Source organism: Ktedonospora formicarum (genome assembly GCF_016587355.1).
GTDB lineage: Bacteria > Chloroflexota > Ktedonobacteria > Ktedonobacterales > Ktedonobacteraceae > Ktedonobacter > Ktedonobacter formicarum.
Genome location: NZ_BNJF01000001.1, coordinates 3,827,651 through 3,849,192, shown reverse-complemented (window position 1 = coordinate 3,849,192; position 21,542 = coordinate 3,827,651). Strand labels below are relative to the sequence as shown.

Below are 21,542 nucleotides of genomic sequence, written 5' to 3'. Positions count from 1 at the left end.
CCAAATTGACGCATCCAAGGAATAGTCTTATACTGAGAGGCGTGAGCACAGGAGGTAAGGAGAGAGCAGTGCTATTCGAAGAGTTCGCAAAAGAGACCGATAATCATAGCCCGGTACGCAGCCAATATCTCAACATCAAGCGCCAGCATCCCGACGCGATCCTTTTTTTCCGCATGGGCGACTTCTATGAGATGTTTGACGACGACGCCGAAATTGTGGCGCGTGAGCTAGAGATTGCCCTGACCCGTCGCGACTTTGGGCGTGGGCAAAAGTCACCCATGGCTGGCATCCCACATCATGCGGCAGATGGCTACATCGCCCGACTCGTAGGCAAAGGATATCGCGTGGCGATCTGCGAGGAAGTATGTACAGAATCGGTCGCTTGCTTCCCATCCGTCTCCTCCTTCTTCAGGTGCAGGCGAGCGAACAACTCTGGTTTACCAGTGATCTTATACCTGGGACGATCCGGGTCCGATTCCTGGTACACTAAGACCCTCACACCCAGGTGGCGTAACGCTCTACGCCGCTCCTCATACGTGGCTGCATCGTAGTTCCCCTTGAAGGTAAGACACCAGGAGAGAAAGGCTTCAATATCTCTCTGGACGCTCTCTTCTTGCTTCGCCTCTGGAATAGCTTGCAATCTCATTCCATCCAGGTCTTTCAGTTGCTTTTCAAGTCGATTGATCTCCGCAACAGTAAGTTCACGAGCGTACCCGGTGAATCCTGCCATATCCTGAACGCGCCGAGCAATCTCTGCCTTGGTATCCGCGATCTGGCTCTCCACACTCAAGAGGTGAGCCGCAACACCGTTGACAACCGGAGCAGTCAGCACTTCCCGCACGCGATCAAGATTTTCGAGCAGTTCCTTGACTGCAACCCACACCTCGTTATCAATAAAATCGATCATCATCGATGCACGTCTGGAACAACGACCAGGAAGTTCACCACCAGAATTACAGACGTACTGTGCCTTTCGGTGCTTTGTTCTCCCTCTCGATTTATCGTAGTAGTTTCGAGCGCGAGCGACCTGCATGACGCGATTGCAGTATCCACAGATGATAAAACCACCACGGAGCAGACACTCTTCTGGCTCCCGATTATTGCGAGGTGACTCAACCTTGGCGACTGCTCGCTTGGCCTGGGCAGCGTACCACATATCGTCAGAGATGAGGCGAGGAACCACACCATCAGGCAAGAGCGTTGGATTGGGGTGTTCTGTCCGTTTGCGGCGACCATCAACCCTTACCCACTTCAGGGTGCGATTATAGCCAATACCACGGTACTCCTCACTCGCAATCATGTTTCTCAGTGTGGACGCAAACCAAGAACCAGACTCATCCGTTTTTCCACGCCTCATATGTCGCGTTGGAATCTTCTCCTCATTGAGCCACTTTGCGATGGCACGAAGCGACTGACCATGTGTCACATATCGCTCGAAGATCTCACGCACAATCTTTGCCTCATCTTCATTGATGACGTAGCACTTGTTGTTCTCTCCCCAGGAGTACCCATACTTCGGCACACCAGCACCGATCATCTCCCCCTTATCCACCCGGTTCTGTGTCCCACGAGCCGCACGCTCGATGATCTTCTGTCGCTCTAACTCAGCAGCAAAGCTGATAGCTTGGCGAAGAAACGTCCCAAATGGAGAATTGTCCAGTTCCTCAGTCACACTTACCAGATGTACCCCATTCTCCATCATCTCATGATACAGTACGGCTGAATGGGTCTGGTCACGCGAGAGACGGTCAAAGCTGTTGACAATCACGACATGTGCTTGCCGCTCACGGACAACAGTGCGTACCTGCTCGCTCAGAACTTTCCTCTCCATGAGATAGTACCCACTGTAGACCTCCTGAGCCACATCGAGCAGCACCCACCCACGCTCGGCACAATAACGACGCATAGCGGCTGTCTGGGTTTCAAGCGAAGCTCCATCCTTTTGTTTATCACCAGAAATACGGGCATAGCCAATGGCATACACCGGCGAGGTTTGTGTCAAATCTGGCAATTCATATTGAGTCATATATACTCCTTCTATATCGCTTTGTATCGATATATCGAGTATACTGGAGGGGAACTCAAAAGTCAAACCATTGACAAACAGTATCCTACCTGCTACTATGTCTACGATTCAACATTTAGCACAAGTAATCGAGAAAGGTGTTGCGATAGATGGCTTACGAGAAGGACATCGTTTTTACACCGGAGCAGCAGGAAGCTCTCGCGCAACTGGTAAACGACCGACTAAGAGCATTTGATTGGACACGCAAGGAAGCGGCAGAGAATGCAAACATTGCGCCAGATAAGGTGAGCGTTCTCTCAAGGACCGCACCTGCTGGAATGCCGTATGGCTACTTCTTGAAGGTAATGCTTATCCTTGACATAGATCTCTATCAAGTCTGTAAACTGCTCGGACTCACCGAAGAGGTTGAGAAAACAATGAAACACTGGCCTGACAAGTACCCCAATGCCAGACGTGGACTCTCCCAGGAGTCGAGTGATCCTCTTACGGCTCTGATTTCGACACTTCCGGCACAAAAGCAGGCTCAGGCTCGTAGTGTGATTGAAGCGGTATTGAAAAGCATCTAGGAGGAGCCATGAACGGAGATGACACGTTTCAGAAGTCAGCGATAGAGGGTTTCATCAAGACACAAGACAATCTGGTTGAAGTTCCTGGTGAATACGATCTTACCTATCGCTGGAAGAATGGACCGACTGCTCTCGGCTTCAAAGACATAGGCGAGAACATTTATCGGTTGGTCTACATTGCCGAGGAGATCGATAACCAGTGGGAAGACTGGATGAACTAGAAATACGATGACCCCTTACCCAACATGTGGGCAGGGGTCTTTTCTTTTTATTTTTGGTAGATGGCGACGATAGGGCTATCAGTGCCTACTGAGCCAGAACCGTGACCAAGAGGTGTCGCAAACACCAATCGCCACCCATCAGCCTCCATCTCTCGGCAGTCCTTCTCGAAGTTATCAGCCGCGAGCTTTCCTAAAGTTTTGTGGTAGAACTGTGTTATCTGTTGAGGTTGTCCAGGCTGTTGTGGTGAGTAGGGTAGCTCTTTTTTCTTCATATGTACCTCCTTGTAGAGGTAATACTACACAATAGCAGGCAGCAACGCAAGTAAACTTATTTGTTTGAGGGAACAGCAGGAATTGCAGCAGTCACCTGCTTGGGGCGATTGACGTTGAACTGGTAGACAGCAGCCTCAATCAGCGTATCAACCTGCTCAGGAGTGGCCTTCACACCAGCAGTCTTGAGCAATGCGTTCGTCAGGTTGGTCGCATACTCTTTCTTCACTGCGCCAGGAACAAGGGACTGCGCCTGCTCGACAGCCTTCACAGCCTTCTCAACATTTGCCTCGACCACACTCTGCTGATTGGCAGGCAGCTTCGAGAGGAGCCAATGATAGAACCACGCACCAAGGGGAAGGATCAGGGAAGTGATGAAGGGGAAGACGCACTGGACAATAAGGGTAAGTTCCCAATCGTTAAGTTGCATGATGTACTCCTATGCGATGTTCTTAGCAGCAGCCTGGAGAGCTGAGATGAGGTCGTTGAGGATTTCGGTTTTGTCAGGGGCGTTGGCAATCTGATTCTGAAGATCGGCAACCTGGGCCAGTGCGGCGTTCTTGTCAGCAGTCGCCTGAGTAGCAGCCTTATTGGCCGCATCAAGCTGTGTCTTTGCCGTATTTAATTCCGTCTGGAGGGATGTCGCAGTCTGCTTCTCATTCGCTAGTGCCGTGTTGGCTGCGTTCAGTTGGTTCTGGAGATCAGTCGTGTTACCTGCACCCAGGACTTGCTTCGCCAGATCGCTGTCCAGCTTGAGGAGGTAGCAGGGAGGGAATGGTGTGTGGAACTTATCTAGCTTGCCCTCTGGATCGTACACAATAATCCCACCCTCAAACAACTGCCACACAACGCCAGGAATGTTGTACTGTTCATTTCCCTTTGGAAGTCGAGGGGCACCATTAATCTTGCGATAGAAATCAAGGATGCCTCCCAGGACAGCATAGCCGTTGTTGCATTGCCAGCGAAGAGGATTTGTGGCTACCTGCTTAAAGTAGGCCGCAGCGAAGGCATCAGTAATTTGAAGCATGTCGTCTCCTTTGAGGTAGTTGAAGAGGTCTTGCCAGGGGTAGGTGCCGGGGCAATGAGCGCGGTTGATGGGGGCAATAGAGAAGTGGCCTGTAATCCCGCCATTCTTGTCTGCTTTCCTCATTGGGAGGCCATTGCGCTGGCAGATTTCACGAATGAGGGAGAAGGATGCAGCTTGCTGCGCAGGTGTAAGGGCCGAAGCATTCTGGGTGTCCGGCTTCACATGCTCAATCGAGATGGTTACGAGGTTAGGATTGAGGGCACTCGACCACCAGGAATCAGCGCCAGCATCAATGACGCCATTTCCCCAGGCGGCATCCTTCTCTTGCACACACTGCACGATGGTTCCGTCCTGGCCGATCACGTAGTGGACAGACACCGGGTTGTTGGTGCCCTGGCTGTTGATGAAGCCCTGCGCGATATTCTTTGCGCTAGAGCCACCAGCAGTGCCATGCACGATCAACCACTTCGGCTTGTAGCCAGAGCGGTCCTTCCAGAAGTTGCTTGTGGGCATTTGGATGATGGACATGGGACTCCTTTACTTATGGAGGTACTGAAAGATGTTTATGAGGGTCCAAATGAGGGCAGCGAGAGAGCCTGCGTACATAAGAAGCTTCTGTGGAGTACCAATGACCTGCTCTTTCAGGCTCTTGACCTCATTGCGCAGTGCATCTATCTGTGGTTCAATCACATCCTTGCGGGCGTAGTCGTCTTTCAAGGACTCATAGATCCTATCGAGTTGCTCCTTGAGGGGTTCAATTGCGTCCACGACGATTTGCCTTATCTCTTGGTAGTTGTCAGGATTAATCTGCGGTGCCATGCTCAATTGCTCCTGTGTCGGTATCGAGATGCCACTCACCGCTCGACACGTCAATGCCTGTGTCATCTTGAACGACCTTGACGAGTGAAGCTTGGATTGTTTGGAGCATGGCCTCGTAGTGCTTGGAGAGGACGGCTAACTCCTGTACTTGCTTGAGGGAGGTGAGAGTGAGGTGCTGTTTCAAGGGAGGCTCCTTAGACGGTGACGAATGTAGGGCGAACGAGGATAGGAACTAAACCAGAGACGGTGGGGGAGAGTGCGATGCCGAGGGACATACCAGATTCACCAGATTCCATCGCTCGGACGGTTCCGTCTCCATTTGAGGTGACATACTGACGACCAGAGATGGTGCCAGTTGCGTTGGCAAAGATACGACCAACTTGTGCGATTGCTTGCTTCAGTGGTTTGCTGCTGTCATAGTCGTCGCCCATGCCTGGATAGTTTGGCATGCCAGCGCAATAGCCGGGAACGAGAACGATGACACCAGCGAGAGCACACTTCTCATGTGTGCATTGTGACATCAGAGGCAGACCAGATTGCGGTGTACCATCGTAAGCAATAGGTGTGGCAACATCCTGGGGGCAGACAACGGTGCCAATAGCATATTCCTGATCAACCTGATAGACCTCTGAGAAGTCCAGACCAGCAAACGCGCCGCCTGCGGTGTAGAAAATCGTGGATTGCGCTGTATAGTAGGTGTTACCAGCGATGACAAAGTTTCCGTTGTTCAAGATCTGCGCCTTCGCAGAGCCATTGATCTTGAAGCCAAACCCACCACCGGAGTTGATGTGGTTGATGAAGCTGGTCGTTGATCCAGAGTTACGACCAAAGGTGAAGCCATTACTCGGTGAACCGGAGGAGATTCCAGGCACTAAGAGGTTGCCACCACTGTCACCCAGGCTGACACCACCAATCCACAAACCGTTCCCATTTATACCTGCTACCGAGTTTCCTGCATTGGGTTGGAAGGTGATAGCACCTGGACCTTTAATGTAGAGTGTGTTGGTTCCTCCCATATCGATGATGTCGCCAGGAGTTGATTTGCCGAGCAACCCATCCGTTACAAGCAAGCCAGAGAGGTTGGTGGTGCCTCCTGCTGATACGAGAGATCCATCGGAGTAGATCGTCAGGTTGGTATTCCCATTGGCATCTTGAAACTTGAGAGCGCCACCAAAGGATGGATGCGTGGGAGCGGCGGGGCCTACAGAAGCATCTGCGAGCGTATCTGTGTACGTTGTTGAGGTATTGTCATTAAGCTGAGCTACGCGAAAGAGTGCTGTACCTCCAACTTTCGTTCGGTAGATATTACGTCCTGTCGCTCCTGCCGGACCAATGGGGGGGGTGAGGAAGGCGCTTTGGTTTCCGCTCGTTGTCGTAATGCTTGCGGTTGTACTTGGGAGTGTTTCTCCACCATCGGCTGAAATGAAGGTCACCGCATACTTGTACACTCCGATTCCCAAGCCTGTGCCAGATGATGCTGTGAGGGTTGGCGCAGAAGGAGCAGCACTAATTGCCCGGAGGGTAACATTCGGTTTGAAGGTGATCGGCTGATCTGCCATCTGCCCGGTAAACAACTTGTAGAAGTCGTTAAACCAATCAGCCGAGATGAGGTTGGATGGACCCGTCCCGTTTTGTCGAACTGTAAGTGCCATGTCTATTCCTAACTATTGACGATGGTGAGGTTGCCATTGATCTGCACATCATTGGTGCCGAGCGAGTGGTCATAGCCCAGGACAAAGTGGTTGTGGAGGTTGCCCTGTCCAATCGTGGTGGAGTCTGTGAGGCCACAGGTAGCAAGGTATGCGACTGCCATTGTTGAGGTGAAGTAGAACTGAATGGTGTACTGCCCGTTCCCAAGGGAGTAGCCAGCACCAGAGGCCAGCCGCAATCCTGGGCTACCCACCGGATCGTACTGTACCTCAGTCGTCAGGTTGGAGATCGTGTCATTCACGTTCACCTGTCGAACTACCTTTGCTCCTGCCGGATGGGAGTATTGAAAGGGAGTAGTGAGATTGTAGGTATAGGGGGCACTCGTGCCACTCACCGAACTAAAGCTCACTACCTCCTGGTTAGGACTCCCAATGTCTACCACTACCTGCGTGTCACCAGATTGATCAACGGGAGTGTTGATCGAGAGAGACATATCACCAGGATTAACAGGTCCGTTCAGAGGGGAGAAGAAGCTCTCAATCGCGAGGTACACGGGAGCGACATAGTTGCCAGAGGGAGCAGAGGCCAGAGCAGATAGCCCGTAGTTGGTGAACAGGTTCTTGCGGGTGAGTCGTGGTATCCAGATGTCACGTCGAGAAATTGGAAGCCACTCGCGCTCAAGCACCGTCCACTTGCAGGCGAGTTTCAAATCGTTCATGGGTGTCCTTAACTACTTATCGAGGAGAAGCCACAGTAGGCGTCATGACCATCGCCAAGGGCCGAGTCGTGGGCGTAGTAGCCTCCGTGGTTTTTGGGGATTGCGGCTACCGAGAAGCTGACATGGAAATTCTCGTTTTGCTCCTGGTCATCGATTGCGGTTGTGTCTTCCATTGTGGAGTCATCTTGCGGCTGTGCAGAAGCAATCAGGTGGTTCAGTACATCCACCATGCTCCAGTTCCAGGCTCCGCAGGTCACGTCGTATTCAAAGAAGCCGTTCCCAAGCGGTTTGGTATCCACCTCTTGGATGACAAAGGAGTCATGGATACCACGAATGGAGTGATCGACACGCAGGATCATGCCGGATTGTAATCCTGACCGCCAGCACCGCAGCTTCAGCGTCTTGAGGCCATACGCTTGCTCCAAGAGCAGTACCTTCGCTCGCTGAACAGCAACCTGCACATCCACCACCGTTTCATCGGAGAGCGTGCCATCGAGGTAACCACCGTAGTATTTCACTGAAACGGGATCAGGAAGGACCACCACCAGAGGAAGTTGATAGCGGTATTTACAGGTAACCGTCGAGACTACTACTGGAGCCATATCGAAGGTCAGAGTGTGTGCATCAGCATTGAGAAGTACATCTGCGGTTCCTCCCTCGCTCTTGAACTTATCGGCATCCGTAGAACCAGCAACGTAGCCAAGTGCTTTCTCCACGCCATTGATATAGACATGAACCGCTCCGTCGCTTGCGGATCGAGGGTAGTACGCCAGGACGAATGTGGTATTGTTGCCATTAGCCTGTGTAGAGAGGTCTTGGACGAAGTCATTTGATGGTTTCCTTCCACCGTAGAAAAAGACGCGATTGATTGCAGCCGTATCATCAATCTCATAGGAGTCCACGCCAACCTGGAAGGATGATTTGAAGTCCGGGTGATCCGAGAGGGAGAAAGGGGCTGTACTCGACTGCCCCGGTGAGCAGTAGTGGAAGTTCTTGTACGGGTCGATCCATGCTTGATAGCCTGTCGAGTCGATCACGTCTTGCAGCGCGTTCAGCAGCGTCATGTTGCGGTAGTTCTTGCTGGAGAACTGCATTCCACCTGCTAGTGGCAAAGTTTTGATATTTATTTGTGGCGCATACTTCTGGAGCAAGGCAGAGATGATCTGTACATCCGACATGCCAGAATAGATCTCATTGACAATAATGCGAGCAAAGGTCTGCCAGTAGTCTACCCCTTCAAGTTGGGTGTAGACCGTTGTGTAGTCCGTCTGGTCGGTGATCTTGGTGAGATAGCCTCCAAAGATGCGATTCCCATTCGCATCGTAGATGACAAGCTCACCATTGCGCACGAGCGTTGGTTTGGTTGGTCGCGTACCGGAACCAACAGCAGAGGCAGCGGGACCAAGTGTGGACTTCATCGAGAAGGTACTCGCACGAGGACTGGCCCCTGAGCCAGAGCCAGCGCCCTGGCCCAAGGTGTCCTTGAGATCGATACTCGACTCGTCGACATACGCGGTAATGTCCACCCCTGCAAGCGTCACCTTGAGTCCACCTTGCGTCATGCCTCTTGGGCTAAAAGGAGAGGTGATGATAGGCATGAGGGTTTATCTCCAGGCTCGGTTGAGTCCGTTGAGTTGCATCTGTCCAGTCAAATGGTTGAACACCGCAGTGCCGACCGTCTTTCCGTCCACATTGAGGGCGATGTTGGTCACTTGGCCTTGCTGACTCTGAGTGCCGAGCTGATTGAGGCGAGCGACGGTAGGCGTGTTGATGCCAGTCGCAATACCACCTGCAACATGATTGACCGCGTTATGAACGAGATGTGCATGTTGCGTGATACCAGAGGCAAACATTCGCATCATGTTCGGCATGTAGGTGTCCGAGTCAGAGAGCGGTCCCTCTTTCGTCGGGGAGTGGAAACCAAGTTTGGCCCAGATGCCTTTTGCGATATTCGCTATTTGGTCATAGACCCAACCTGCTCCAGAGGCGATACCGTTTGCCATCATACGCATCAAATTGATACCTGACTGGAGCATCTGCCCTCCAAGATTTTGGACAGGGACGACAATCCATGTGTGGATGAAGTTTCCAAAATTGGCAAAGCTCTGTCGGATACTGTTGAGCACTCCTGGTGCCCATGAGCCTACCCAACCTTTGAACCAGTTGAAGGCACCGACTGCTGCATCCCACCCTGACTTGGCGATCCCTCCGAGAAGCCCTAGCAGGTTCTTCAGAGGAATGACCAGCCATGTGTTCACGAAGCTTGTGATAGAGGTAAATGCATTTTTGAGGATTGGAGGCAGTGTCTTCGTGAAGAAGTTGGTCGTCGCAGTCCACGCAGTCTGGACCCCACCCCATATGGTATTCATGAGGTTGAGAAATGGAGTGATCAACCATGTGCGCAGAAAATTGACCGTCGCAGTGAACGCTACCTTGAGTGCCGCAGGAAGCGTCTTGGTCAGAAAACCAATCAGTCCATTCCAGATGATGACTGTCTGCTGCCACAACCACTTGAAGAAGTTCACTACAGAATCAACAAATCCTTGCACGTAATAGTTGTGGTTGTAGAGCCATTGCATCGCAGTCACAGGTGTCATGAAGGTCTTCACGACCGCAGCCATCACGACCTTAAGGGCTACTGATATGCCTCCCCACACTGCCTTGAGTACGTTGCCTATCGCAGTCATCGATGATGACCACGCGCCTTGCACTCCACGCCAGATACCAGACAGCCAGCTAACCGTACCTGACCAAGCAGATCGGAACCAAGCGATCACTGATGCGGTTGCTGACTGAGCACCGCTCCAGATACCACCGAACCAAGCAGCCACATTTGACCAAGCGGATTGGAACCAAGCAATCACTGATGCGGTTATAGCCTTGATGTTGTTCCACAAGCCCACGAAGAAGCTTGAGATTGGCCCCCACCAAGCAATGACTGCTGCTACTGCTGCTGCCACCGCAATGACTACGAGAAAAATGATTCCCACAGTGGATGCTACGGACACACCCAGGAATATGACCAGTGCCACAATACCGAGAAGCACAGCACCAATCGGGAATGCGACAGCCATAATCCCGGCGAAGATGGCGATGAACGTCTTGACCTGTGGGTTGGCTTGATTGAGTTCTGAGACAAGTTTGTTGAGGCCATCGAGTATTGGGGTCAGCCACTTCACGACCGGAAGCAGCAACATGCCCCAGGTAGAGTTCCAAGTTGACTGCAAGCGAGCGAGCGACTGGTTGAAGTCTGCGCGAACTTTGTCCACCTGACTCATCATGTAATCTGCATTCTCTGCATTCTTCACATCTTTCGCTCCCTGCTGTAGGTCGCTCTTGATGTTTGTGTTATTCCCCATGATCTTGCCAGCCTGACCAGATCGAATGTTGAGAATACTTCGCAGATCTTCAGCGGCTTTGGAATCTGACTGCTTGTTAAGGGCTGCAAACAGATCACTGACCATCGTCGGCAGATCTTTGAGGTGTCCCTTCACGTCGTACATGCTCACACCAAGATCCTTGAGGGTGGTTGCAGCCACACCAGTCGGAGCAGAGAGAGCAGCCAGCATATAGTTGAGGGCTGTACCTGCCTGACTCACATCGGGCATACCATGCTGAGACAGGTAGATCAGTGAGGACATGACATCCTCGAATGGGATGTGAAGCGCCGAGGCTGATGGACCAACACGCTGAAGGGCAGAGATCATCCCATTGACATCAGGGATACCGTTGAAGAATGCATAGGTGAGCGCACTGGCGTACTTCTCCCCATCCTTCGCACTGGCTCCAAAGTCACGCAGAGCCGTGGTCAGGAGGTCAGCAGATGTCAACATATCCGACTTGGTAACTTCAGCGAGGTTCATCACGGCCACACCAAGACCATCTTTGACAATCTGAGCCGTGTCATATCCACGCTCACCCATCTGCTGGAAGCCTTCGGACACCTGCTGCGTTGAGTACATGCCCTGGTCCGACAGGTTAACGATGGCCTCATTCAAGGTCTGTACATCTTCACCTGTTGCCTTGGTCGCAATCTGAGCGCGAATGAACGCATCCTCTAAATCACCAGAACTGAGAACCGTCTTGTCCAGGGTCTTTCCGAACTCGCTCATGTACTGCGATGCCTGCTGTAAACCCATTGCAAGCGCGAATGCGTTATCACCAGCAGGTTTGGATGTGTCGCTTTCCTCCTGAAGACTATTCGCTGCATTCTTCGCGGCTGTGGCGAGGTTATTGGCGATGTCCTTCGTACCAATCATGGTCATGCCAAGCTCTTGCATGTCCTCAGACGCCTGGATTGCCTTGGTGCCCATGTCTGTGAGAATGTCACCAGTTCCTATCGCCACCTCACCCATTGACGTGAATGAATCTTCCGCATTGTTCATATTGGTGCGGATACCAGCGACGGTGGTGCGGAACTTCGCCAGAATGTCAGTGGTGCCAATCACCGCCTCACCTAAATCAAGGAGAGCATCACCAAAGGTCATGACCTGGGGGATAAGTTGGCTGACAGCATCCTTGGTGTCCATCAAGCTCGTTGAGAACTTCGCAAGCCCACTGGTCACATCATCTTGGAGGTAGACACGCAGACCAATACTTGCGTTATTCGCCATAGTCGTCCTCTTCGTCTTCAATCACAAGATCAGTTATTTCGTTCGCCCGACCTGACGAACCGTTCGATCTTCGCTTCATTTCTTGGTTTTGCCGATACTGGTGAGCCGCTGTCTCCTCGAAGTAAATGCTGAGTAATTCGGCCTCGCCCTCTGGAATCTTGAGGACATCTGCGGGGGTCCAGCCGAATTGCTCGTAGCATTGGAGTCGAAACCCAAAGGAGTCTGACGGGATGGTCGGATTGGGGGTGCCTTCCTTGAGGAGTGTTCGGCGAAGCTCTACTCGGAAGGCGTCGTAAAAGGCTGCTTGGCCTCGCGCTTCTTATTGATGCGCTGGAGGAGTACCTGTGCCACTGCCTCGGCTCCCTCAGAGAGCATGAGCCGGATGTTCTCACGCGAGACAGGAACCTTGCGACCGGAGCTGTAGACAAAGGGCCAGGAGACAATGCAGCGATAGAGCAGTTCCACAGCGAAGGCAGCTTCGTCCATCGAGACAATCTCCACCTCGCCATTAGGCTTCACTCGCTGCTTCACGCCAACAGCCTTGGCCGCAGCCTTATCCTCGAAGGACAGACCACGCTTGATGTAAACGGGAACCAGACGGTCATTGATCTCGACTTCGATTAGCTCGCCCTCATCACTGGCATCCTGGGCAACAAAGAAATCATCAAAAAGAAATTGTTCACTCATGCGGGGGTTTCCTTATAAGGTGTAGCTGGTGACGAGGTTCTGCACGTAGGCAGAGATGAGAGGTTCGGTTCCGTTGCTAATAGCGGTGCTTTTTGCCTTGATCAACACGTTGTCCTTCGAGAGGTCGTGTTCCATCGAGTCATAGCTGATCACCGGAACGGAGATGTTCAATTCTTCATAGTAGTTCGTGCCGGAGTGGGAGCCAAGCTGCTTGCCCTTGACATTGAGCACAAAGCTGTCGTCCTGGCGCTGGTCATTGAAGAAGTGGTTGTAGAGAGTGTCGGTATCGAAGCGTGCGGTAAACTCGACCTTGACGTTACGCTCACCGTAGTAGATCGCTGCGAAGTCAGCCGAGCCACCAATCGGATACCAGAGCGTCAACTTCTGGTCAAACTCAATGGTCAGATCGTCGATGTCGAGCGTCTGTACCCCGGCCAGTGTGATAGTTGGCGCATAGCCAGCGAATGGCTGCACATCAGAGAATTGCGGTGAGAGCGTGACGCCAGCATACTTGACTGGATACAGGTGCTTGAAAGACGTGTCTTCCTCAATGGTCTTGCCTTCACTCGCGAACTTGAGCGTCCACTTCTCCACGGCTGCTGATGCACCAACGTAGAGAGCGGCATCATAGTTCTTAAAGAGGGTTAGGGTCGGAGGCTGATCAGCAAGGGTGATGTCGTGCTTGTAGAGACTCGGCACATTGGTTGCATCAGGCTGCGAGGTGGCAAGCGCACCGAAGGCAGAGAGCATGAAGTAGGGGCTGGTGTCGACGTAGAACGGGCCTTTGGGATCAATGGCACCTTCACGTGTGGTGTCAACGATACCGTACACGCCGTCGCGGTTGCCACGTTCCTCTTTCAGTTGCTCACGCTTCTTCGTGCCCTTCATGGTGGATTTCGTGGGGTGGAATACCGTAGGAGCAGAGGTGGCTGTACCTGGGAACGATTCGCGGCCTACTCCTAGATATGAACGTTTACTAAGGGACTGAGGCATGGAAGGGGGAACTCCTAATCAGTAGGGATGTTGAACTCGTATTGCACTTCGAGGTTCACGATGAGGCACACGAACACCTGACCAGCTTGCACAAACTGCGTGACGCCACCGTTGGTGACGGTCATCAATCGCGCACGTCCACCCAAGGATTGGTTTGACCACCTGGAGAAGGCTTGCATGTAAGGCCACCAGTAGGCGTATGCAGCCAGGACGTTCTCAGGGAAGGAGCCGCGAACGACGAAGTGTCTGAGGCCGAAGGTAAAATGCGTACAGAGCTTGCCGTTGGTATCATCAGCAATCTTGTAGTTGGAGAGAGGGATTTCGACAGTGCCATCTTCTGGAGGTCCATCGGGAGGTTGCTCATAGACCTGGGACACACCGGAGATCTGTGTGTGAACAATGTCGGCGATAGCACTGATAATAGGGGAGATTACGTCTTGCGGTTCGTACATCAGCCGAGCATCCTTTCAATGCCGTTCTGGATGCCAGCTTCGAACCAGTTGGTGATGTAGTCCATGTCGTCACCCGTCGCCGCTTCGCCATACATGTTGGCACCGTAGTAGCCTTGAACATAGAGTGGAGTCGCCCACATACCATTCACACCACCAACATCGATGGGATCAGTACCAGTGGGCATCGGTGGACCTTCAACGAACTGCGCGTAGGTGTGACCAGATGTTGCGACCTGATGCGTCTGGCCTGTGTACCAGCGAGCCAGGAGGGGATCGTTGATATCTGTGTTGATCTCGGTGATCTCGTCAGCCACCAAAGAGCCAGCACGCTGCGGGGTGCGATCCATAATGCGCTGGCCGATGGTCTTCCCCAAGGTAGACACATCAGCGTAGATGCCAGTCAGGAGTTCGCGCCCAAGATCCTTCCCAATGAGATTGTTATTGTCCAAAAACTCGATGTCCATCGTAGGCGGTCTGCTTTCTCATCGGCTATAGAAGAACCGTTTCCGGTAATGCTTGAGGATGTCGTTGATGTCGTCGGGGAGAGTCTTCGTGTATTTCTGTCGAGCCGCTCCTTGCTCAATCAAGGTGTCGGAGTAGTTGGTATCGCGCATCTTGACGTAAAAAGCCACGAGGCGAGCACAGGCGCGAGTGATGTCAACCGGGATTGAGCCATAGCCCCACACACCAGTGATCTGATAGTTGCGGCGACCAGCATAGAACGGGGCCATCGACATGCGCTCCAGCTTCCAGCCAGGATTAAAGTTCTCTGGCCCGATCACCACATCGCCTGTGATGTCCTGCTGCGAGGTAAGCACCGTATTGAAGTATCCATCGTAGCCTACCGACTCAGCGTAGCCAGTCTGGACCACCTTCGTCACCTGCTGTACCCAACCAACCATGAGGAAATCGTCGTTGTTGCCAGAGAAGACCTTGGTCACTGGTGCATCAGGTGTCCCTTCCGTCTGGAAGGAATAGCCTACCTCGTCATCAATCCACGTCTGTGCCTCTGGTATTAGGTCGTTCGTAATCCATGCGTCATTCGCCGTGGACTGCGAGCCCAATACCAGTTTTACGTCAGCGAGTTGGCAATACGGATTATTCGTCCATGCCATGACTCACTCCTACGCGCTCTTGAGCACCATTGCACGCTCAGCATGGATCAACTGCGCGTCGTAGTCAGCCAGGATGCCGAAGCGGCGTCGGCGACCCATGTCATAGAGCGTTGGATCGATGATTGGCTGTGGACGACGCTTCCAGGCTACCGCAGCCCAACGAGGAGCCAGCAGCATCGCATTCTGGACAGGAACCGCACCACCAGAGCCTTCAGCCGTGTTCTGGACGAAGTTTGTGACAATGACGCGACACCCATGCAGAGCACCTTTCTCGCCCGTCAGAAGCCTCTCAGGCGCAGCATACCGCAAGTCTTGACGAGTGTTCTGGTCCATCATCAATGCGGTGTACTGTGTTGGAGAGATATACAAGCGGTAGTAGCCATCGTCAAATGGCACGTTGTTTGCCTGCTCCAGGGCAGCGACACCATTCAGAATCAACTGATCACTGAATGTGTCAGTCGTGGTAATGGTGCCAGTCGCTTTGTTGTTGGCGTAGATGGTGCTGATTTTGGTCGAGGTGCCAGGTACGGTCGCATTAAACAGATTGGCAAACGCACCTTCCATGTTCAGGCTCATCGCGTAACTCAGGCGATCCATCACCTCGGCGACACCGTCATATTTCAGGCGGTCAAGGGCCTTGCGAGTGACCTCAACAGCCATACCAACTTCACTTGGTTTCAGGGGGATTGAGGTCGCACCATTTAGCTGTGTCAGTACAATATCTGTGCCTTCAGTCAAGCTTCCAAGCGCGGCCAGATCAGGCAGAATCGGGATGTAGACCTGATCGCCAGCATCAGGAGCAAGCAAGTCCGTATTCTCAACGATAGACTGCTGGAAGACAGCGCGGCGGCGCAGATTCTTTTCAATGACAGATGCCCAAATCTGAGGAATGAGCGCTTGTAACTGCGTGGTGGAGGTCTGACCCGATGCTTTACGGATCAGTTCATCTGTGGAGAGAGTCATGAGGGGGAGAAGCCTTTCGAGGGGAGACTATTCGTAGAGCATACCTTCTTTAAGAGCGCGGGTGGTCAGTTCGCCGATCAGTGCCTTGTCAACATCGTCGAGAGCATTGGGATCGCCAGCAGCTTTCTTGACCAGATACTTAATCGGGTCAGCATCGCGCTCGTCCTGGGGAGTTACGGTGCCTACGCGGCCAACCCCCTCACGAGAGAAGGTGGTCGCTTTCTCAATTTTGGTGTCGATCTGTTTGCTGAACTCGGTGAATGAGGCAACCAGGAGGTCTTTCACCTCGTCGAGCGAGGCACCTTTCTGGACAGGCTCAGGAGTGGGAGCGGGGGCAGCAGGGGCAGCAGGGGTATTCGCCTGGGTAACAGCCTTAGCAAGCATCTGTGCGAAATCTTCGGGGGTCATTCTGATTCCTCTTCTAGGCCGAATGCCTTGGCGGCAATGATCGCGGCCTTCTGGTTGACTGGATAGGGGGCAACGGTAGTTTCGATAAGGGGATGGATTTCGGTAAATCGCCGACCACCACCGGGGAGCTTTTGATAGTGGGTGGCGTTACCAATAAACGAGAAGCCACCGATGTTGCCCTTTCTGACAGCACCGGAGACGGTAGGCTCGGTAAGTACACCTCTGGCGTAGAAGCCGGTGCCAGTACCCGGAAAATGCTCGAAATCTGCTGGATCAAAGGGGTGAGAGACTTCGTGAAAGATCTTTCCATCTCGCACCAGAGCACCTTTGCGTAAGTGTCCAACTGGCATATCCTGTGTTTTATGGTTGTAGGAAACGGGAGCGGAGCGTCGGAAGTAGTCATCGATGGACTTCTGGAAGGCTTCTGGTTCAGTGATGTCCTTTTCCAGGTCGGGGTCATCGGTACTCACCCATCCTTCAATGTTGAGTCCTTGCTCGTCTTCCCATGCTTTGGTGATGACGAAGGTTTTCTCAATCGGGTTATAGGATTTGTGGACTTCTTCGGGACCGAACCATTCGAGGAGTAAGTCTTCCATCGACTTCTTGACGCCATTGCCAGTGATCCCAAGTTCTTCTGGTGTTCCTTCGCCTTCATGGGCTTCGTGGGCCAGCATATTGGTGAGCATGGCAATGACATTTTTGAGGATTGCTACATCAGTCATGGGTTAGTCCTGCGTTGCGGTTGGCCTGTACTGGACCTCGCGCTTGCTGTGGAGTGTTTGATTTGGGGGAGGGATAGGAAATGCGTACTCTGGAGGAGCCTCGGCTATCAGGGATTGAGGTGCCCCCAGGAGGTTGTGGGCCTTGGAGAGCAGGAGGGTTGATTCTCGCCAACTGTGTATTGGCATTCATGGCCTCGACCTCTGCCTGGATTGCATCAAGCTGTGCCTGGGCGAAGTCGCGAATGAGGTCAACAGGAATGATCGTCGTGCCAACCTGGACCACAGCATCATCACCACCTTTGACACTTGGCTCGCCCTTGCGGTTCCTGATGTGGTTGACCGTGAAAACGCCAATCTTCCAGTTCAACTCGTCGATCTGCGCTTGCAGAAGCTCATCGCGGGAGTCAATCTCTTCGAAGTAGAGATCCAGGTCTTTGAAGCCGAGATTTAGATGCACAAGCCGAGCAGAGAGGCTGGAAGTAATCTCAGTGAGGAGTGGTTCAATCGCACGTCGTTTGAAGGTGTACGAGAGGTTGTACCCATTCGACTTGTTGACATCAGTCGCGTCACCAAGCTCGTTGAGTGTCACCCCCAAAATCGCCATGATCTTGCCGCGCACGTCAGCCAAGAGATTCGTGGCATCCAGGTCTTTCAAGGCGTAGCCGAACTGTGTGAAAGTAGAACCACCGCGAGATCCTGTCATGATGATGCGATGATTACTCGTGGCCTGATTGTTCCAGTAGTCCACAGCCATCTTGAGTTCGGTTTCGCTCACGTCGCCCAAATCATACACACCGTATGGCACATTGGATTCCGTGAACTTTCCGCCGATAAAGGCCAGCATCATGTCTTCGATGATGGCGCAGGAGAAGAGTTGTTCCAGGCGTTTGAGGGGATAGACTGAGTTCGATACAGCGTCACGTCGCATGTAGACGAGTTGGTCAGGCTCCCACGCGTGGATACCATCGGTGCCGTGGATTGGGAGTCCCTGAATGTCGAGCATATCGTAGCCTTTGACATCACCATGCTCATCATAGTCCACATAGAGGCGAGCGCCATCGACCACATGCAGCTTCGCAGCCTTGCCGGATCGGTTCATCTCCATCTCGATGCCTGCCCAACCAAGTACTGCAAGATCGAAGATCATCTTGCTCATGAAGTGTCGGCCTGTATCGAGGTCGTTGGGGCTACGGAGCAAGTCTTCCACGATCTGTGACCTGACCGGATCAGCAGGCTTGGCCGGATCGATGTTGCGAACGAGGATCTGCACATTAGCACAATAATCCAAAATCGCATTCATACAGGCGGCAACGGTTGGAGTCTTACGCACGATCTCGCGCATTCGCTGCGGTGAGATCAGACCAGAGGCATCGGCGGCGACGACCAGTGGTTGCCCATACTCAGGCAGCGCGTTAATAACGTAATCCGTCAGGCTCCCGCGACTTGCCTTCTTAATCGTGGTTGACACTGCTCGAAAGGCTTTGTTAATGAGGGACATAGGGTGCCTTTCAGTCGTCAAGTTTGAAGAGGTCGGCGAAGGGATCACCTGTCACAGGTTGTGCTGTTGGCGCAATCTTGGAGAAGTTGACGCCTATCATAAGACCCAATCGCCGGGGGATAAGTGCAAGGTGAGCCGCCAGGGCGAGGGACATCACAATGTCATCGTGGCCCTTTTTGGCTTCCATGCGGAGGTTTTTATTGGCCGTGAACTCATAGGTGAAGTTCTGAAGCTCCGAGATAATGTCCCTATTGTAAGGAATGAGGAGTCGGCGCTCGGCCATCATGCGGGAAAGCTCCTGCACGATCTCGTACTTACTCTGGTTACTAAATTTGTAACCTTCAGCCGTGATGTCTTGCAGGTCTTCAACTACCGACTCACCAAGGGAGGTAGCATCAATGAGTGTTTCAGCCCGATTATAGGTAGTATGTTGCTCACGGATGATGCGTTTGTACTCCGTGTAGCCTCGCTTCTGGAGTCGTACCATACTCACCAGTGGAACGCGGGTAGGATTGGTAACATCCAGGGTAGTTGAGACAAACCAGTCACGAACGTTCGCGAGGTCAACTCCCTGAACATAACGATGTTTCTCTTCCGCAGAGTAGGGGAAAAGGGGTTGTGCGGTATCTTTATCAAGGTAGGGGTAGTTTTCGTAAGCCCAACGAATGACGCTGGACGGGAAGACCGCCAGATCATCGTCCACAAACTCAGCGAGGTACTCCGTTCGCCATGTCATGCTCTCCTCGCCATAGCGTTTTTTCACTCGCTCTAAGAAACGCGGATCAGCATGCGGGTTGCTGCTGCTTGGGAAATGGAACCGAACCATCGTGTCCGTATCATCCACCTCTGCGGCATCATAGTAGTCTTTGAAGGCTCCCAGGCCGAAGGGGGTAGAGATGAAGATGATGCCAGAGTCCTTCTCCTGGCCTGTGACAGTCATGAATGGCTCGACCACATCGGTCAGTGTTGTGTCCTTGCAAAATGCAGCTTCATCAACAATAGCAAGGTGACACTTTTTGCCGCGTAAGAACTGTGGACTGTTCGCCCCACGCCCATGTATCTCGGTCCCGTTGGCGAGCTTGATACGAGGAAAGGGGTACTCATTAATTTTACCTTCGAGAAGGCTGGCAAGCGGTCCTGTGCGGAAGTGGGATGCGATCTCATTGAAAATAATCCTCGACTGGTCCAGGGTTGGCGCAATGATAAACACCTGCCGATTGGAGTGTGTAGTCGCGAACCATGTGGCATAGATGCTCATGGCGACAGATTTGCCCCATTGGCGACCGCAGCAGCATACGGTAAGGGGTTTGACGTGCCTCAGAAGCTCGATCTGGCCTGCATGTGGCTCTAATGGCTCACCGTTTGGCTTCGTGAGGAAGGCACGACAGAAGGCTACGGGGTCATCCGTCACCTCTTGGGCTGAGATGGACACTCTATGTCGGGGCATGATAGACTTTCTTTAGAGGGATTTTGGATCATATGTTCTAGTAAGTGAGGCGAAATATGACACAATATCGTCAACACATTGCCCTCGTTGTCGAGCCAGATGCGAGACTTCGGGAAATCTTGAGGGAACTAATCATCGAGCAGACGATATTCTGGCCCCTGGTTGTGTCGAATCGGAAGGACGCCTTGAGGATGTTGCGGGATGAGGGGCCACCAGATGTTCTCATCGTGGACAATGATCTACCTGATGGTACTGGTGCGAAGTGCTTTTTCGACATCTGCGACCTTGAGCTAAAGCAGAATATGGTTGATCTACGGTATTACACCCGCAAAGTTCTGCTCTGTCACGATGGGTGCTACATTGATTCCCTACCCAGGAGGGTACGGGTGTTTCGTGGTCCCTACGACCGTGATACTTTGGCTCGCTTAGTGCTGCACCTACGGAGAAGAAATAGCACATCCCACCGAGGAAATGATGCGGGATCTACTTAATCGTAGGCCACTCGGCACTTTTGAAGGAGGAAAGGGCAGTTTAACGACAATACCCTAGGTCATATGTGATTAGTACCAGAGATTTCTACCACTGACTTCAGGAAACATTTCGTCCTGGTAGGTATAGAAGGTGACAGCATCTAGCCAGACCTCATAGGTATCTTTCTCTTTGTGGTGAAACTCAACGCAATGCTGACCAGATACAAACTTCACGTTGCTCATACTCATCTCGTCGTCTTCGCGCTGTAATATCCACTCGGCATCTTTAGGGTACACAACGGTCGATTTACCACCTTTATGTGTTACGAGGCACCCATTTACAGCGAGAAACGACACAATAACCTTGCTTCTAATGAGCCTCGCTACATGTATAACTTTCTCTTTCTCTCCCATGATTATCACTCCCTCTGCCATGAGGTATCCTCCCATTCATCACTTGAGTGACGTCACTCAAGTGATTTGATTATACCATAGGAATTTGAGAGCTTCAATTACACTGCATGTATTTCAGTAACGGCAGTATAGTAATCTTGTGCTAACGCCACCTCATTGGTATAGTTACTTGAGACTAAGAGGGGGAGTGATGAAATGCCTGCACGCTTGCGAGTCGATAAAGTCCTTGAAGAGAAGGGGCTGAATCCAACTGATCTATCCAGGCGGGCCGAGATGGCCTATAATACGGTTCAAAAAATGGTCAAGAATCCGTATCATGACGTGTCTCTAGACACACTCAATCGCGTGGCAAAGGCATTAGGGGTAAAGACGACTGAGTTGTTGGAAGATTATGAGGAAGAGGAGGGGAAATAGCGATGTCCTACCGAAGAAGGGTGAAGACAGGGTACTTAAGTAAGGAAAT

Annotated in this window: 25 protein-coding genes and 1 pseudogene; 5 read left to right on the top strand and 21 right to left on the bottom strand. The window is 52.3% G+C overall.

Going from position 1 to position 21,542, the window contains the following annotated elements:
• Positions 1-68: 68 nt before the first annotated feature.
• Positions 69-365: pseudogene (locus tag K3T82_RS16610) on the top strand (MutS N-terminal domain-containing protein); the annotation flags it as partial.
• Here K3T82_RS16610 and K3T82_RS16605 read toward each other — a convergent pair.
• A complete protein-coding gene (locus K3T82_RS16605; protein WP_220194553.1) occupies positions 311-2,026 on the bottom strand; it encodes a recombinase family protein in 1,716 nt (571 codons plus the stop codon). The pseudogene K3T82_RS16610 and the gene K3T82_RS16605 overlap by 55 nt on opposite strands.
• 149 nt (positions 2,027-2,175) lie before the next feature.
• Between K3T82_RS16605 and K3T82_RS16600 the strand changes: the two genes are divergently transcribed.
• Entirely contained in the window at positions 2,176-2,592 is a 417-nt protein-coding gene (locus K3T82_RS16600; protein WP_220194552.1) for a hypothetical protein, read from the top strand.
• Between the two features lie 8 nt (positions 2,593-2,600).
• Entirely contained in the window at positions 2,601-2,813 is a 213-nt protein-coding gene (locus tag K3T82_RS16595; RefSeq protein ID WP_220194551.1) for a hypothetical protein, read from the top strand.
• Between the two features lie 47 nt (positions 2,814-2,860).
• On the opposite strand, the gene K3T82_RS16590 is transcribed toward K3T82_RS16595, so the two are convergent.
• The 19 genes from K3T82_RS16590 to K3T82_RS16500 all read right to left on the bottom strand — a co-directional run bounded on the left by K3T82_RS16590 (position 2,861) and on the right by K3T82_RS16500 (position 20,195).
• Positions 2,861-3,085, bottom strand: a complete 225-nt coding sequence (locus K3T82_RS16590; protein WP_220194550.1) for a hypothetical protein — start codon at positions 3,083-3,085, stop codon at positions 2,861-2,863.
• A 56-nt stretch (positions 3,086-3,141) separates the two neighbouring features.
• Positions 3,142-3,513, bottom strand: coding sequence for a phage holin, LLH family (locus tag K3T82_RS16585; RefSeq protein WP_220194549.1), 372 nt, complete (start codon positions 3,511-3,513; stop codon positions 3,142-3,144).
• Positions 3,514-3,522: 9 nt separating this feature from the next.
• On the bottom strand, positions 3,523-4,638 hold the full coding sequence (locus K3T82_RS16580) for a peptidoglycan recognition protein family protein (protein WP_220194548.1): 1,116 nt from the start codon (positions 4,636-4,638) through the stop codon (positions 3,523-3,525).
• Positions 4,639-4,647: 9 nt separating this feature from the next.
• Positions 4,648-4,929, bottom strand: a complete 282-nt coding sequence (locus K3T82_RS16575) for a hypothetical protein (RefSeq protein ID WP_220194547.1) — start codon at positions 4,927-4,929, stop codon at positions 4,648-4,650.
• The gene (locus K3T82_RS16570; protein WP_220194546.1) at positions 4,913-5,113 is read right to left on the bottom strand and encodes a hypothetical protein; all 201 of its coding nucleotides are present in this window, start codon (positions 5,111-5,113) and stop codon (positions 4,913-4,915) included. The genes K3T82_RS16575 and K3T82_RS16570 overlap by 17 nt, the downstream gene beginning before the upstream one ends.
• 10 nt (positions 5,114-5,123) lie before the next feature.
• Positions 5,124-6,581, bottom strand: a complete 1,458-nt coding sequence (locus K3T82_RS16565) for a hypothetical protein (protein ID WP_220194545.1) — start codon at positions 6,579-6,581, stop codon at positions 5,124-5,126.
• An 8-nt stretch (positions 6,582-6,589) separates the two neighbouring features.
• The gene (locus K3T82_RS16560) at positions 6,590-7,297 is read right to left on the bottom strand and encodes a hypothetical protein (protein ID WP_220194544.1); all 708 of its coding nucleotides are present in this window, start codon (positions 7,295-7,297) and stop codon (positions 6,590-6,592) included.
• Between the two features lie 8 nt (positions 7,298-7,305).
• A complete protein-coding gene (locus tag K3T82_RS16555; RefSeq protein ID WP_220194543.1) occupies positions 7,306-8,895 on the bottom strand; it encodes a hypothetical protein in 1,590 nt (529 codons plus the stop codon).
• A gap of 6 nt (positions 8,896-8,901) precedes the next feature.
• Complete coding sequence (locus K3T82_RS16550; RefSeq protein WP_220194542.1) at positions 8,902-11,910, bottom strand: phage tail tape measure protein; 3,009 nt, start codon at positions 11,908-11,910, stop codon at positions 8,902-8,904.
• Positions 11,911-12,186: 276 nt separating this feature from the next.
• Positions 12,187-12,597 carry a hypothetical protein gene (locus tag K3T82_RS16545; RefSeq protein WP_220194541.1) on the bottom strand — a complete coding sequence of 137 codons (411 nt, stop codon included), beginning with the start codon at positions 12,595-12,597 and terminating at the stop codon, positions 12,187-12,189.
• A gap of 12 nt (positions 12,598-12,609) precedes the next feature.
• Positions 12,610-13,590 carry a phage tail tube protein gene (locus K3T82_RS16540; RefSeq protein WP_220194540.1) on the bottom strand — a complete coding sequence of 327 codons (981 nt, stop codon included), beginning with the start codon at positions 13,588-13,590 and terminating at the stop codon, positions 12,610-12,612.
• Positions 13,591-13,604: 14 nt separating this feature from the next.
• Positions 13,605-14,042 carry a hypothetical protein gene (locus tag K3T82_RS16535; protein WP_220194539.1) on the bottom strand — a complete coding sequence of 146 codons (438 nt, stop codon included), beginning with the start codon at positions 14,040-14,042 and terminating at the stop codon, positions 13,605-13,607.
• Positions 14,042-14,506: a hypothetical protein gene (locus tag K3T82_RS16530; RefSeq protein WP_220194538.1), complete on the bottom strand. Its 465-nt coding sequence runs from the start codon at positions 14,504-14,506 to the stop codon at positions 14,042-14,044. The genes K3T82_RS16535 and K3T82_RS16530 overlap by 1 nt, the downstream gene beginning before the upstream one ends.
• An 18-nt stretch (positions 14,507-14,524) precedes the next feature.
• Positions 14,525-15,157, bottom strand: coding sequence for a hypothetical protein (locus K3T82_RS16525; RefSeq protein ID WP_220194537.1), 633 nt, complete (start codon positions 15,155-15,157; stop codon positions 14,525-14,527).
• 9 nt (positions 15,158-15,166) lie between these two features.
• Positions 15,167-16,120, bottom strand: a complete 954-nt coding sequence (locus tag K3T82_RS16520) for a phage major capsid protein (protein WP_220194536.1) — start codon at positions 16,118-16,120, stop codon at positions 15,167-15,169.
• Positions 16,121-16,147: 27 nt separating this feature from the next.
• A complete protein-coding gene (locus K3T82_RS16515; protein WP_220194535.1) occupies positions 16,148-16,528 on the bottom strand; it encodes a hypothetical protein in 381 nt (126 codons plus the stop codon).
• Positions 16,525-17,250: a hypothetical protein gene (locus tag K3T82_RS16510; protein ID WP_220194534.1), complete on the bottom strand. Its 726-nt coding sequence runs from the start codon at positions 17,248-17,250 to the stop codon at positions 16,525-16,527. The genes K3T82_RS16515 and K3T82_RS16510 overlap by 4 nt, the downstream gene beginning before the upstream one ends.
• Positions 17,243-18,748 (bottom strand): phage portal protein, encoded by a 1,506-nt coding sequence (locus K3T82_RS16505; RefSeq protein WP_220194533.1) that lies wholly within the window; start codon positions 18,746-18,748, stop codon positions 17,243-17,245. Before K3T82_RS16505 ends, K3T82_RS16510 begins: the two co-directional genes overlap by 8 nt.
• A gap of 10 nt (positions 18,749-18,758) precedes the next feature.
• The gene (locus tag K3T82_RS16500; RefSeq protein ID WP_220194532.1) at positions 18,759-20,195 is read right to left on the bottom strand and encodes a terminase large subunit domain-containing protein; all 1,437 of its coding nucleotides are present in this window, start codon (positions 20,193-20,195) and stop codon (positions 18,759-18,761) included.
• Positions 20,196-20,251: 56 nt separating this feature from the next.
• On the opposite strand from K3T82_RS16500, the gene K3T82_RS16495 reads away from it, so the two are divergent.
• Positions 20,252-20,686 (top strand): response regulator, encoded by a 435-nt coding sequence (locus tag K3T82_RS16495; protein ID WP_220194531.1) that lies wholly within the window; start codon positions 20,252-20,254, stop codon positions 20,684-20,686.
• A 69-nt stretch (positions 20,687-20,755) separates the two neighbouring features.
• Here the strand turns inward: K3T82_RS16495 and K3T82_RS16490 are convergent, their stop codons facing one another.
• Complete coding sequence (locus K3T82_RS16490; RefSeq protein WP_220194530.1) at positions 20,756-21,079, bottom strand: hypothetical protein; 324 nt, start codon at positions 21,077-21,079, stop codon at positions 20,756-20,758.
• 195 nt (positions 21,080-21,274) lie between these two features.
• Between K3T82_RS16490 and K3T82_RS16485 the strand changes: the two genes are divergently transcribed.
• A complete protein-coding gene (locus K3T82_RS16485) occupies positions 21,275-21,493 on the top strand; it encodes a helix-turn-helix domain-containing protein (RefSeq protein ID WP_220194529.1) in 219 nt (72 codons plus the stop codon).
• Positions 21,494-21,542: the final 49 nt, after the last annotated feature.

What these genes read in the sequence shown, in the direction of transcription:
- K3T82_RS16590 (WP_220194550.1), bottom strand. Translation starts at nt 3,085, where the DNA reads ATGAAGAAAAAAGAGCTACCCTACTCACCACAACAGCCTGGACAACCT.
- K3T82_RS16510 (WP_220194534.1), bottom strand. Translation starts at nt 17,250, where the DNA reads ATGACTGATGTAGCAATCCTCAAAAATGTCATTGCCATGCTCACCAAT.
- K3T82_RS16505 (WP_220194533.1), bottom strand. Translation starts at nt 18,748, where the DNA reads ATGTCCCTCATTAACAAAGCCTTTCGAGCAGTGTCAACCACGATTAAG.
- K3T82_RS16545 (WP_220194541.1), bottom strand. Translation starts at nt 12,597, where the DNA reads ATGAGTGAACAATTTCTTTTTGATGATTTCTTTGTTGCCCAGGATGCC.
- K3T82_RS16500 (WP_220194532.1), bottom strand. Translation starts at nt 20,195, where the DNA reads ATGCCCCGACATAGAGTGTCCATCTCAGCCCAAGAGGTGACGGATGAC.
- K3T82_RS16580 (WP_220194548.1), bottom strand. Translation starts at nt 4,638, where the DNA reads ATGTCCATCATCCAAATGCCCACAAGCAACTTCTGGAAGGACCGCTCT.
- K3T82_RS16485 (WP_220194529.1), top strand. Translation starts at nt 21,275, where the DNA reads ATGCCTGCACGCTTGCGAGTCGATAAAGTCCTTGAAGAGAAGGGGCTG.
- K3T82_RS16520 (WP_220194536.1), bottom strand. Translation starts at nt 16,120, where the DNA reads ATGACTCTCTCCACAGATGAACTGATCCGTAAAGCATCGGGTCAGACC.
- K3T82_RS16575 (WP_220194547.1), bottom strand. Translation starts at nt 4,929, where the DNA reads ATGGCACCGCAGATTAATCCTGACAACTACCAAGAGATAAGGCAAATC.
- K3T82_RS16565 (WP_220194545.1), bottom strand. Translation starts at nt 6,581, where the DNA reads ATGGCACTTACAGTTCGACAAAACGGGACGGGTCCATCCAACCTCATC.
- K3T82_RS16560 (WP_220194544.1), bottom strand. Translation starts at nt 7,297, where the DNA reads ATGAACGATTTGAAACTCGCCTGCAAGTGGACGGTGCTTGAGCGCGAG.
- K3T82_RS16495 (WP_220194531.1), top strand. Translation starts at nt 20,252, where the DNA reads ATGACACAATATCGTCAACACATTGCCCTCGTTGTCGAGCCAGATGCG.
- K3T82_RS16595 (WP_220194551.1), top strand. Translation starts at nt 2,601, where the DNA reads ATGAACGGAGATGACACGTTTCAGAAGTCAGCGATAGAGGGTTTCATC.
- K3T82_RS16605 (WP_220194553.1), bottom strand. Translation starts at nt 2,026, where the DNA reads ATGACTCAATATGAATTGCCAGATTTGACACAAACCTCGCCGGTGTAT.
- K3T82_RS16585 (WP_220194549.1), bottom strand. Translation starts at nt 3,513, where the DNA reads ATGCAACTTAACGATTGGGAACTTACCCTTATTGTCCAGTGCGTCTTC.
- K3T82_RS16540 (WP_220194540.1), bottom strand. Translation starts at nt 13,590, where the DNA reads ATGCCTCAGTCCCTTAGTAAACGTTCATATCTAGGAGTAGGCCGCGAA.
- K3T82_RS16535 (WP_220194539.1), bottom strand. Translation starts at nt 14,042, where the DNA reads ATGTACGAACCGCAAGACGTAATCTCCCCTATTATCAGTGCTATCGCC.
- K3T82_RS16600 (WP_220194552.1), top strand. Translation starts at nt 2,176, where the DNA reads ATGGCTTACGAGAAGGACATCGTTTTTACACCGGAGCAGCAGGAAGCT.
- K3T82_RS16530 (WP_220194538.1), bottom strand. Translation starts at nt 14,506, where the DNA reads ATGGACATCGAGTTTTTGGACAATAACAATCTCATTGGGAAGGATCTT.
- K3T82_RS16550 (WP_220194542.1), bottom strand. Translation starts at nt 11,910, where the DNA reads ATGGCGAATAACGCAAGTATTGGTCTGCGTGTCTACCTCCAAGATGAT.
- K3T82_RS16490 (WP_220194530.1), bottom strand. Translation starts at nt 21,079, where the DNA reads ATGGGAGAGAAAGAGAAAGTTATACATGTAGCGAGGCTCATTAGAAGC.
- K3T82_RS16515 (WP_220194535.1), bottom strand. Translation starts at nt 16,528, where the DNA reads ATGACCCCCGAAGATTTCGCACAGATGCTTGCTAAGGCTGTTACCCAG.
- K3T82_RS16555 (WP_220194543.1), bottom strand. Translation starts at nt 8,895, where the DNA reads ATGCCTATCATCACCTCTCCTTTTAGCCCAAGAGGCATGACGCAAGGT.
- K3T82_RS16525 (WP_220194537.1), bottom strand. Translation starts at nt 15,157, where the DNA reads ATGGCATGGACGAATAATCCGTATTGCCAACTCGCTGACGTAAAACTG.